The 12,415-nt window shown below is 38.8% G+C and carries 9 protein-coding genes; 2 read left to right on the top strand and 7 right to left on the bottom strand.

What is annotated here, in order from left to right; all coding sequences use genetic code 11:
* The first annotated feature begins 131 nt into the window (after positions 1–131).
* A complete protein-coding gene (locus N1I87_RS07800) occupies positions 132–299 on the top strand; it encodes a hypothetical protein (protein ID WP_004439942.1) in 168 nt (55 codons plus the stop codon).
* Between the two features lie 336 nt (positions 300–635).
* Here the strand turns inward: N1I87_RS07800 and N1I87_RS07795 are convergent, their stop codons facing one another.
* The 3 genes from N1I87_RS07795 to N1I87_RS07785 all read right to left on the bottom strand — a co-directional run bounded on the left by N1I87_RS07795 (position 636) and on the right by N1I87_RS07785 (position 4,378).
* The gene (locus N1I87_RS07795; protein ID WP_004439945.1) at positions 636–824 is read right to left on the bottom strand and encodes a preprotein translocase subunit YajC; all 189 of its coding nucleotides are present in this window, start codon (positions 822–824) and stop codon (positions 636–638) included.
* Positions 825–1,408: 584 nt separating this feature from the next.
* Positions 1,409–2,158, bottom strand: coding sequence for a CRISPR-associated endoribonuclease Cas6 (gene cas6, locus N1I87_RS07790; RefSeq protein WP_327805134.1), 750 nt, complete (start codon positions 2,156–2,158; stop codon positions 1,409–1,411).
* A gap of 1,320 nt (positions 2,159–3,478) precedes the next feature.
* On the bottom strand, positions 3,479–4,378 hold the full coding sequence (locus tag N1I87_RS07785) for an aldo/keto reductase (RefSeq protein ID WP_341029783.1): 900 nt from the start codon (positions 4,376–4,378) through the stop codon (positions 3,479–3,481).
* Between the two features lie 1,038 nt (positions 4,379–5,416).
* On the opposite strand from N1I87_RS07785, the gene hpaB reads away from it, so the two are divergent.
* Positions 5,417–6,853: a 4-hydroxyphenylacetate 3-monooxygenase, oxygenase component gene (hpaB, locus tag N1I87_RS07780; protein ID WP_341101244.1), complete on the top strand. Its 1,437-nt coding sequence runs from the start codon at positions 5,417–5,419 to the stop codon at positions 6,851–6,853.
* A 748-nt stretch (positions 6,854–7,601) separates the two neighbouring features.
* On the opposite strand, the gene N1I87_RS07775 is transcribed toward hpaB, so the two are convergent.
* The 4 genes from N1I87_RS07775 to N1I87_RS07760 form a co-directional block, all read right to left on the bottom strand.
* Positions 7,602–8,396 carry a TIGR00266 family protein gene (locus N1I87_RS07775; RefSeq protein WP_341101243.1) on the bottom strand — a complete coding sequence of 265 codons (795 nt, stop codon included), beginning with the start codon at positions 8,394–8,396 and terminating at the stop codon, positions 7,602–7,604.
* 559 nt (positions 8,397–8,955) lie between these two features.
* A complete protein-coding gene (locus tag N1I87_RS07770) occupies positions 8,956–10,311 on the bottom strand; it encodes a PFL family protein (RefSeq protein WP_048623486.1) in 1,356 nt (451 codons plus the stop codon).
* Positions 10,312–10,325: 14 nt separating this feature from the next.
* Entirely contained in the window at positions 10,326–10,595 is a 270-nt protein-coding gene (locus tag N1I87_RS07765) for an ACT domain-containing protein (protein ID WP_040342136.1), read from the bottom strand.
* Between the two features lie 210 nt (positions 10,596–10,805).
* Complete coding sequence (locus tag N1I87_RS07760) at positions 10,806–12,167, bottom strand: IS4 family transposase (protein ID WP_003353499.1); 1,362 nt, start codon at positions 12,165–12,167, stop codon at positions 10,806–10,808.
* Between the last annotated feature and the right edge of the window lie 248 nt (positions 12,168–12,415).

Here is a 12,415-nt window from a genome sequence, read left to right as displayed (position 1 = left end):
CTAGGGCAATAAAAAATGAAGTAATAAAATACATACTTGCAAACATGGATAAATCTATGAATACCTTCATATAACCAGCTGAGAACCAACAGAAAGGTTAATAAAATAACTAAAAATGGAGGCCATCTTCTATGACTAAAAAGATATTTTACATTTTTTGTGTGATATATTTAGCAATTGTATTATTTTTGAATTATATTTATGATTTAGAAAATACTACTTTAACTGTTTTATTTGGTGTTTTTCTAGTTTTTGTTATCATTTTCAAAGCTTTATTACAAGGGGAAAAGGAGAAGTGAGAAATGAAAAGTTCAAAAAAGGTATGAAATTTTACTTTCGCTTTATCTAGTCATTTCTTTGTTGTTTTCAGCATTTGGTTTGTTACATCTTTTAAAAAAGCCACAAAACTGGGCCCAAATTCAATATAAAGCGCTGTGTTTACAAAACTTCTAATGCAAAGTTTCTGATGTTAAATACTACAATTAGCTACTCACAAACGCCCCCATATAAATTCAATCTTACCAAGCGAGTTGTATTTAATATTGAAAATACAAAGGCATTTTCTGCATCCGATTTGTTACTAATTTCTCGTACATCGTTTTCAAGTTCAAAAGCAATATTTAGTAAAACGGTCACTATTGCCGTCCGTTATGACCTTTCTTAATTTGTTCATCCATCTCTTCGATTTTCTTTTCAATCCGATCGAGTTGTCGGATGCGTTTTTTATTTGAACGGAAAAGCCACACGATGAACAGAACGAATAACACCAATAATCCAAAACAAATAAGTTGAAAGACCACATCCCCGATATTAATACTATTCATATTATCATCCCCAAATATATCAACTTTTTATAACCCTGATAAAAACATCAACCATCGCAAAAAACTCGCTGTGCGCAATAAAAGTTTGGTTGTTAATGGCTACCACATTCCCAATGTTTTCTCATAATTCCGTCGGACCGATGTCAGTGGTTTTCAATTCCTTATAGTTAAGATACAAACTGTGTTATCGGACGGATTGTTTTGGAGATCAGACCCATTGTTTTCAATTCCTTATAGTTAAGATACAAACAAGAGCGTGGAACAAGTATCCTGACACCAAAATCCCCGTTTTCAATTCCTTATAGTTAAGATACAAACTAATAAGAGCGCCTCCTTTATATTTTTGGATATAATTGTTTTCAATTCCTTATAGTTAAGATACAAACCCCAAAAATAGTTGATAAATCAAGGGATGACATAAAATATAGAGTTTGTTGTTTTCATTTTATCGTAAAAGAATAATTTTATCCATTTTCTCTTACCACTGATATTTTCTGCATTTTTACCTAGTTGTACTATAAACACATTTTGTCGTCGATCCCTAGGGGTTTTGGCACGATTGGGGGTCGACGACAAATTCATCTTTACAATTCTTGCACGACTCGAAACATCCCAAACCCTTGAGAGTTTTTTCCGCCAATCCCCGTTTGTAATAAGAAGGTTAAATTTTTTGGAGATGACTGTAAGCGAAATTTCCCCAGCCAGGCAGTAATATAGTAGTTTTTAAAAGTCGTAACGACTTTATGTTTTTGAGTGACGTGCAATGGTTCGATCAACAACCGCTCTTTTGGCAGTTCTCCGTAATAAGCTTCATACTTGTTGCGAAAATTCACCTCAACTAAATGAGAAAACACTTCGTCATATGGATCAAAGAACTGAGTTTTCCGCTTGCCATCCACCGTTTCATAGGTGCTGTAGACTGTTAAAGGGGAAAGCATCTCTATTTCTACTTCCGAACTTGCCACTTCATCATCCGTTAATTGTATACTTTGTATCTCCAGACATTGATCGCCTAAATGTACTTCATTCTGCAATAAAAAGTATTCTCCCAACTGTTGCGTCAATTCAGGCAAAATAGTCGAAATATGCCAAGAAATTTCATCATCAAACAATATCTTTTTTGAATTCAATTGAATTTTATGCTGGCCAAAAAGTCGGCTGAAAGTAAATAATTTATATGATCGTTTTCCTTTTTGAAATCCGATTTCGTGTAAAAACGTTGCGAACGTTTTATCTTTTAAAGATTGATAGAGCAGCCCTTGAAGCAAATACTGATAATGTAATGGCAACAGGATATCATGATACTTTGGTTTCATCGTCACCGTTAATCGCATAGTAAACCCTTCTTTCGAAAAATAAATTCGTCTCTGCCTTTATAAACCAAAACGGATATAACTTTTATTTCAAAATAATCCCCTTTTTACTACCATCCCTATTGCTTGTATGACGAACGATCCTTTCCTTATTCCTGACAGGTAAGATGCCTTCACCAAAAAGGCCATACCTGGTCAATGGAATAAAATTATTAGGCTTTGAAAAAGCCGGTCAATTAATCGATCATAACTGAAGCAAACGTTCGATCAAGCCATTTGTAATTAGTTACAAAAACGGTTGTTCACAACACCGCATGAGGTACCAGAGACAGTCTAACAATGAAAAAGCGTGACATTTGTTTGAATCTTTTGTATTCGTGTATTCTAAAAAACTCCTTTAAAAGGAATTTCTGATTCAAATAGTAACATCTGAATTGTTATTAGCATTATACAATTTATGTATTTGCACTTTTTTACTGAATAATGAATCAGAGAACACACAAAAACTATATAGCTCCATTGAACAAAGCAAACATGTCACAAACTTATCTATCAAAGTGTTTAAGAAACTCGTCTCTCTTAAATCAATTCCTCATAGTTAAGATAAAAACGTCTGTGTCGTTTGTATATTTCATAAAGTATCTGAGGTTTCAATTCCTCATAGTTAAGATAAAAACATGATGGGTTATCTGCGCGCGCTGACAAGTATTTCATAGTTTCAATTCCTCAAGTTAAGATAAAAACTGTTTTCTTGCTTTTATGGCATCTTCCAATTTGTCAGTTTCAATTCCTCAAGTTAAGATAAAAACGAGTTATTAGATACAATTAGCGAATACTCTGTTCAATTGTTTCAATTCCTCAAGTTAAGATAAAAACAGGTAGTCGAAATGGCTATTGCTTTCTTTATCATGAGGTTTCAATTCCTCAAGTTAAGATAAAAACGCTTTTCGATGTTTTTTCCTCGTAATACCGGAGGAAGGTTTCAATTCCTCAAGTTAAGATAAAAACCCCAAAAAACGTTGATGCAGCAACATTTTCATAATCGTGAATTTTTTGTTAATTCCATTTTAAAGTTACAGTAAAAGTTTATCAATCTTTTTCTTTTCTTCGATTTTCTTCTCGAATCAAATTGTCGTCGATCTCCCGGGAAGTAAACGCTATTGGAGGTCGACGACAAAAAAGCGATGAAATCCAGAACTTTTTAAGTCTATTTTTCCTTCAATATTCGATGGGCCGATATACGACTAATATTTTCTTTTTCAGAATTCGCGGATTTTCATCATGCAACATAAGATGCGAAAGCGAATTTTTCCACAAAAAAGAACTCCACAATGAGTTCTTTTAAATAATATCCAAAGGCATTTTTTTAGTTGGTTTCGGAAACACCTTATCCAATTTATCTAGGTCTTCCTTGGTTAATTCAATCGTTGCCGCTTCTGCATTTTCGATCACATGCTGTTCCTGCACAGCCTTCGGAATGGCAATCACGTCATTTGTACGAATCGTCCAAGCCAGTGCAATTTGCAGCGGTTTCACTTTATATTTATTTGCAATTTCACGAATAGTAGGATCCGTTAACAATTGTTTTCTTAAAGAACCTCCTTGAGCCAGGGGACTGTATGCCATGATCGGCATGTGATGTACTCGCTGCCACGGCAAGAGATCAAAATCGATTCCTCTGGAACCTAAATGGTATAACACTTGGTTGGTCGAACAATTCGATCCATTAGGGGTATTCCATAACTCTTCCATATCATCCGTATCAAAATTGGAAACTCCCCACCTTAAAATTTTCCCCTCTTTCCGCAATCTTTCCATTCCTTCAATCGTTTCTTCTAAAGGAACACGTCCGCGCCAGTGTAAAAGATATAAGTCTAAATGATCTGTCCCCAGACGCTTTAAACTGTTTTCGCAAGCTATTTTAATTTTGTCCATCCCCGAATTGTGAGGATATACTTTCGAAACTAAAAAAACATCGTCTCTGCGTCCTTTAATGGCTTCACCGACTAAACGTTCAGAATCGCCATTTCCGTACATTTCAGCTGTGTCAATCAGTTTCATGCCTAATTCAATTCCGAGCTGCAAAGCCTTTATTTCTTCAGCTTTTCTCTTCGGCTTTTCCCCCATATACCATGTTCCTTGCCCTAAGCATGGAATCGTTGTACCGTCCGGCAATGTCACTACCTTTTTTTCCAATCGGCTTCTAATTTCTGTGAATTTTTTCTCATCCAGTAAACTCATCGACAATCTGCCCTTTCTGTTTGGATATAATGGCACCGCAGAATGTACCGTAAAAATTCTACTGTCCACATTATACCCATATAGCAGCGAAATTCCCAAAATCAAGGATTAGAAATAAAAATTTTCAATTTGCGGCGAACGTTTATAAATAATTAATAGAATATTTCGATTGTGAACCATTCAACATTACTCGCTCCATATCGACAACATCCTCCCTATCCAATTTAATAAAAACGTTCACAGAAAACGTCTGAAAAATTCAATACCATAGATAAACCATCCTATCGAATTCTTTGCGTCTATCTCAATCCTTATAGGTAAGATCTAAACAAATATTTATGACTGGGAGAAGAGATGGTGGAAGCGATTTCGATTCCTCATAGGTAATTTCTAAACTGCCAACCTTAATTACAGGCGAAGATGCTTATGGAAAGTTTCAATTCCTTATAGGTAAGATCTAAACAATTGCGTACCACAATAAGAGGATCGTAGAGACGAGTTTCAATTCCTTATAGGTAAGATCTAAACATACATGTCATATGCAAGCTCGGCCATCTTCTCATGTTTCAATTCCTTATAGGTAAGATCTAAACCCCAAAAATGATTAAATTTAAAGAAATTTTAACAAACTGGCTTTTTGGGAAACAACTTTTTTCCATTGGAAAAGAAATCAAAATTTCTCTGATTTACTTTCTGTTTCGTTCATTTGCTCTCTTTTTCTTACATTTGAAAAATGTCGTCGATCCCCGGGGTTTCTGCGCTTTATAAGGTCGACGACAAATGAAAAGGTTCTGTAAAAGAAATGGGGATACGACTTTCCTTCATAAAATAAACTCCACTTTTGCTTTTTTATTCCTCGTTCTTTTCCTTTTGAATGGAATTAGACGACGTTATAAGCCCCGTCGTCAAATGTTGATGATAGACTCCGCTTGTCCTATTCCTCGATCCTTCAGAAATAATCCTCCCTTCGTTTTTCACAAGTCATAAAGCTGTCTGCATAAGATATGAATATAGTTTACGACAAAGGTGTGTAGGAAAATGGTGATTACAGGTGATGAATATCTCAAACGAATTGACGCATTAAATAATGAAGTATGGATTCATGGGGAACGGGTAAAAGGGAAAATCACCGAGCATCCCGCTTTTAAAGGAGTGCTGCAAAGTAAAGCAGCTCTTTACGATCTTCAACATGATCCTGACTTGACCAATTTATTGACGGTCCAGCCGCAAGACTCCACGGATAAAATCGGGTTTTCCTTTCATCAGCCAAAGACCATTGAAGATTTAAAAAAAAGAGAGGCGGCTACAAGAATTTGGTCAAAAACGAATGCCGGCCTTATGGGGAGAATGCCCGATTACGTCAATACCGGCATTATGGCTTTGGCATCGGCCAGCGACTTATTCGGCAAAAACGAGTCTATGTTTGGGAAGAACATAAAAAATCTTTATCAAACCGCATGCAAGAATGATTTGTCTTTTACGCATACATTCATCAATCCACAAGTCAATCGTTCTGTTGCTTACTTTGAAGACTCAGATAAGAACATCATTGCGGCGAAAGTGTTAAAAGAAACAAGCGATGGTCTGATCATCAAGGGAGCGCGATTACTGGCTACTCAAGGCGGTATAACGGACGAAATTCTTGTTCTTCCATCAGGGGGCAATTTCGTCGATGAATCTTTTATTTATGCCTTTTCCATTCCCTCCAATACACCTGGATTAAGATTTATTTGCCGCCAATCATTCACAGGCGGCGATTCTCGGTTCGATTGTCCATTAAGTTCCCGATTTGAAGAAATGGACTCTCTTGTGGTGTTCGATGATGTCTTGGTTCCTTGGGAAAGGGTATTTTTATATAAAGATTTGCAAATCGCTTTTCAAATGCTTGAGGATACGAATTTTCACACTCTCCTTCTTTATCAAGCGGTCACTCGAATGATCGTCAAAACGGAATTTATTCTTGGTCTAGCCGAACTGATTATCGAATCCATTCAAATTGGGGAGTTTCAGCATGTGAAAGAGAAAGCGAGCGAAATCATCACGGCTCTTGAAATTATGAAAGGACTCCAAATATCCTCACGGGAAAATGCGAAGTTGAATCAATGGGGAACGATGGTACCGGATGTAAATCCGCTGCAAGCCGCTATTCATTATTATCCACGCGTTTATCCTAGACTGGTGGAAATTCTTCAATTATTGAGCGGCAGTGGATTGATCGCACTTCCGACCGAAAAAGATTTCGAGTCGTCTATCCGGACATTTTTAGACCAATATCTCCAAGGAGCCAATTCCTCAGCGGAAGATCGAGTGAAGGTATTCCGATTAGCTTGGGATTTATGCATGAGTGCATTCGGCTCACGGCAAACTCAGTTTGAACGATTCTTTTTCGGAGATCCCGTACGCCTCTCCATCGGATTATATAATTCTTATCCGAAAGAACCATATATCAAATTCGCAGAAAGTTTTTTAATTTAAACAAAAAAGATTTTTTTATAAACGAAAACAAGTTGATCCTCATAAAATCGAGTAGGAGGGAGCGATTAACTCCCGTCCTCTCACACCACCGTACGTACGGTTCCGTATACGGCGGTTCAATTAAGATCATTGACGCAAGTCTTTATAACTTCCGTGAATAGCTGTTCTCTTTATGCCAGTGGTCACTCCACCCTCCAAGAGGTCTCCCACGGGATTCACCGCTTCCTCCCTCAAGTGAGGTACTACGTTTTCTGTGTTCATCATGACTCACTGAATACCAAGGGCTATTCTCTCTTAATTGTTCGGTCCTTCTTAGTTGTTCTAGACCAACTAATACTATGACCTCTGCTGACTTCTGACGGTTCAGCTACTTATCACTAAGTAGGTTATGAAGAGTACTTCACATATCCGCCAGACCTCCCCGGGTAAGTACATGCACTTTCACACCATCTATCCGCCTCATTTACTCGATATGACCTTCGACAGAAAGAGCTTTGTTTTGTTATGCAAACTCACTCAATCATACCTAGCCTTATATGAGGTTCGTGTTCCTCGGACCGGTGTTTTGCCTCCAGCTTCCTTCAGATTCCGCGTCACCACGGACACCCTTTCGTTGAGCTAACCTCTACTTCTGTCTTCGGGGTTCGGGACTTACACCCTATAGTTCATGTACATGCCGGGCGCACATAAAAGCCCACCCATTACGGGTGGGTAAACGAGTGATTAGAATTCTTTCAAAAAGAGGTGATTAATCGTCTCCATCCAGCAGTCGTCCAAGTCCGCCAAGTATGCTTCCCTCACCGGTCGAATCTCCGCCATGGCTAGGAGCATTGGCTAGAACTCGGTCTGCCAATCGGCTAAATGGCAATGTTTGCACCCAAACCGTTCCCGGTCCACGAAGGGTTGCAAAGAAGAGGCCTTCACCGCCAAAGAAAGCGGTTTTCACTTTTCCGACATATTCGATATTATAGTCGACATCTTGAGTTAAAGCGACTAAACAGCCTGTATCCACCCGCAACAATTCTCCGGGAGAAAGATCTTTTTTGATAATCGTTCCTCCGGCATGGAGAAAGGCAAGCCCATCGCCTTCCAGCTTCTGCATGATAAATCCTTCTCCACCGAAAAAGCCGGTACCAAGTTTTCTTTGAAATTCAATGCCAATGGATACACCTTTAGCCGCGCATAAAAAAGCATCCTTTTGACAAATGACTTTGCCGTTGAATTGAGTTAAATCAAGAGGAATAATTTTTCCAGGATAGGGAGCAGCGAAAGAAACTCTCCTTTTATCGGATGATTGGTTGGTAAAAACGGTCATGAATAAACTTTCACCCGTAAGCAAACGTTTGCCTGCACCAACTAACTTGCCGAATAACCCGCTTTTTTGTTCTCTGCCATCTCCAAAGACAGTTTCCATCTCGATGCCGTCTTCCATCATCATCATGCCGCCTGCTTCCGCGACTACACTTTCTTGCGGATCCAGCTCAATTTCAACACATTGCATATCATCGCCATGCAATTCATAATCAATCTCGTGAGAATTCATCTTTTCACCTCATCCATCATTGTAAGGCAGTGCAAATGCCATATTGTAGCCTAATTATATCATGATCCAAATCGTTCGTCCCCCATTAGGAGAGCTTTTTTCGACAGTAAGAAAAAGAAAAGAGTTAAGCGGTAGTTCAATATCGAATCGGTTGTAGATCCCTTATTCCTAGTTAACATAATGTTTTTATGTTGAACTTAATCCCGATTTAATGAAACATCTAAGCAGCTTGGCTGTTTTAAAATTCATCTTTACACGATTAGCTGTAAGTCACTCTAGTGGATACGGGGTTTTTTATTAATGGCTTGCACCTTTGAATTTCAAGATCAGAAATTCGTTTATTTTTTGTGTACATTGTACCAAGACAGCGGGTTGACTTTCATCCGTGTTAAGATCCCCTAATTTAGTTAAAAAAATCCGCTTCCATCATTTATAGTAGATCATGGAAGCGGAAAAACGGTCCCATTGACCGGAATGTTTTACTCACTAGTTATCCAATCATGAGACCAGAAAGAAACAAACGATTTCTTCAAAAAGAATATAGTTTGTATTGATTCATTTAATTTTTAAATGAATGGATCGGTGCCGGAATGTGACCGCCGCGGGCGATGAAATCAGCGGAGGAATAAGAATTGACGGCCATAACCGGTGCGCGCCCGAGCAGACCTCCGAACTCGACCATTTCGCCAACCGCTTTACCTGGTGCCGGTATCACCCTTACCGCCGTCGTTTTGTTGTTAATTACCCCAATCGCTGCTTCATCGGCGATCATGGCAGAGATCGTTTCAGCAGGAGTATCTCCAGGGACGGCAATCATATCAAGACCAACCGAGCAAATAGCGGTCATTGCTTCTAATTTTTCCAAGTTCAAAGAACCTCTGTTCACGGCGTCGATCATACCAGCATCTTCTGACACCGGAATAAACGCTCCGCTTAGTCCCCCTACATGACCGCAAGCCATGACCCCACCTTTTTTGACGGCATCATTTAAAAGGGCAAGTGCCGCAGTCGTACCATGCGTTCCCACTGATTCCAGACCCATTTCTTCCAAGATGTGGGCAACCGAATCTCCTATCGCCGGAGTAGGAGCCAAAGACAGATCAACAATTCCGAACGGCACGCCTAAACGTTTGGACGCTTCTTGGCCGACGAGCTGGCCCATGCGTGTGATTTTAAACGCCGTCTTTTTCACAGTTTCCGCGACAACATCAAAGCTTTCTCCTTTTACCTTTTCCAATGCCCGTTTTACCACTCCGGGTCCGCTGACGCCGACATTGATGACACAGTCCGCTTCGCCGACACCGTGGAACGCTCCTGCCATAAACGGATTATCTTCTACAGCATTCGCAAACACAACCAATTTCGCACAGCCTAAGCCATGTTCATCGGCTGTTAATTCCGCCGTTTTCTTTATGACTTCTCCCATTTCTTTAACAGCGTCCATATTAATGCCTGTCCGTGTTGAACCAACGTTTACAGAAGAACATACTCTTTCCGTGGTGGCTAAAGCCTCGGGGATGGATTGAATCAAAATGTGATCCCCTTTATGGTAACCTTTTTGAACCAGCGCCGAAAAACCACCAACAAAATTAACACCTACAGCCTTTGACGCTTCATCGAGTGTTTTCGCAAAAGCCACATAATCTTTTTCATCTGTTGCTCCGGCAATTAAAGAAATCGGTGTCACCGCTATTCGTTTATGGATGATCGGAATCCCGTATTCGGTCTCGATTTCCTGACCTACCTTGACTAAATGTTCCGCTTTCCGCGTAATTTTATCATAAATTTTTTCACGTGCTTTCTTCCCATCCGCATCAATACAATCCAGTAAAGAAATTCCCATTGTAATGGTGCGAATATCAAGCTTTTCTTCTTCAATCATGCGGATGGTTTCTAATATTTTATTTGTTTCCATCGTAAACCCCCAACTTATAAACTATGCATTGAGTTAAAAATATCTTCATGCTGGATTTTGATTTGTACATTCAATTCTACGCCTTTTTCAGCCAGTGCTTTCTTGATCGTTTCAAAACTTTCCGATGCTTTGGATAGATCAAGCATCATCATCATTGTAAAATAACCGTTCATAATCGTTTGACTGACATCTAATATATTAATTTTCAAATCGGCTAATTGCTGGCTAACCCCCGCAATAATACCAATGTTATCTTTTCCGATTACGGTTAATATCGCTTTCACCATTTTTCTCTCCTTCTCTTTCACTATTCTTCTCTGCCACGACAAACTATTATCTCTACTATCTGATTATCTTAATGCCCCACTCCAAGAATAACGCAGATTGAAAGATTTTGCATCATTTATTCATCAGGAAATTTCAATGCTTGTAATTGGGTTATGGAACAAATGGGGAGCCGCCCGGGGAAGGAAAAACTTTTAATATATAAATTCTCAACTTTCGCACACAGAAATATGGAGACAGTCCTTGATATAACGAGGTAAAGAAGTAATCCAATTGGACAGTTGACACTGAAAAATGTCCATACTCAAATAAACCTTAGCTTCAGCCAAAGTTTGGAAAAGAGAAATCAATTGTAGTAAAGCCGTTTTAAAGTCCATCTCCTTTACTTCGTCACATAGAAACAAGAATAAGTTGCCCATGGTCTTCGGATCCTCTTCTTTCCGAAGTTGCCAAGCAATCAAGATATACCGAGTGAAGACAATGGTAGTATGGCTAATCATCATGTCATAGGAACGACCTTGAAACTCTTTGGCTAAATGTAAAAACGATTTACTGAATTTAAAAAAGGTTTCAATGTCCCAACGCATCCCATAGATTCGAACGATTTCTTCATTAGACAGCGTGGTATCTGTACTCAAAATGGCTAGCCATTCACTTTGGTTGTTTCGATTCCGCACAAACACGATTTTCACTGGTAAACCCGTATGAAGGGTTGCGTGAATCGAGCCGAGTGTTTCTTTTTTGCCAATGTCTCGTTTCGCTTTTCGATACAGTTGTTCCAAGGTTAAACGTTCTCCGTTGAAAAGATACCGTTGTTTCAGCTGTTTGACCATACCAATGACAAAAAGGCCTTTGGAGTGAATCTTCTCCACCAACGGGGCATGAGTAAACCATGTATCCATGAGCACATAATCAGCGAAAATTCCTTTATCCAATGCATGTTCTACTAATTTCAACACCATGTTTGGTTTTGCTTCCAATGCCTCGAGCCGTCGTTTGTAGCCTGTGGTTCGTTTATCAATGGACGAATGGATTTCGTTCAAGCGATTCTTTTGGTTCGCTGAACTCAAAAGAGCGAAATCGATAGGTACAAATGTAAAGCCATCGGACCATCCGAGCGTTAATAGTTGAAAACCATTGACAAACTGACGAGTGGAATGATCGAATACTTTAGCTAGAAGCTCAACCGATTTACTACGGTTACGAGAATAAATCGAATCGTCTACAATAAACACGGTAACACGGCGCTTCGAAATCGTTTGTTTCACACGACGAATCACTTCGGAGCTCAGAGATAGTAAAAAGGTTCTCCAGTTATACGTAGACGAGTTCAAAAAACGATAAATGGTATCTTTTCCTGGTAAATCGGCAGCCTTTTTGCTTTGTAAGGCGTGGTACCAGTTTCTGTATTGAAAAACAAGAAGAAATAATAGTTGAAAAATCGATAAACAAGAATAACCACAAGCCTTGATAATTCCTGCTTTTCTTAAATGATTACCAATTTGTAATTCAGAAAATCCGTCTTTTATTTCTTTTGGTAATTGCGCAAAATACTCTTTTTTCGTTATCATAATGGTGACACCTTTCTTTCTTTGGTTTTTGGTTTGGTCACCAATAGTTTACCAAAAGAAAGAGGTGTCTTTTTGTTTTTTAGACGAATTTTTTCAGTGTCAAGTGAATATGAGATACCCAAAGAAACCTATCAAATCAAGGATTATTCATAAATTTTTCACTGCGAAAGTTGAGTAAATTGAAATAAAGGTTTTCTCCCGTTCCACGGCGAATAAATACAAAGAGAAAATAGGGGAACGGAGAGAAA

Origin of the sequence: Bacillus sp. FSL W8-0102 (genome assembly GCF_038007225.1) — a bacterium.
Lineage (GTDB): Bacteria > Bacillota > Bacilli > Bacillales > DSM-4216 > Bacillus_O > Bacillus_O smithii.
This window is presented reverse-complemented; position numbering and strand designations above follow the sequence as displayed.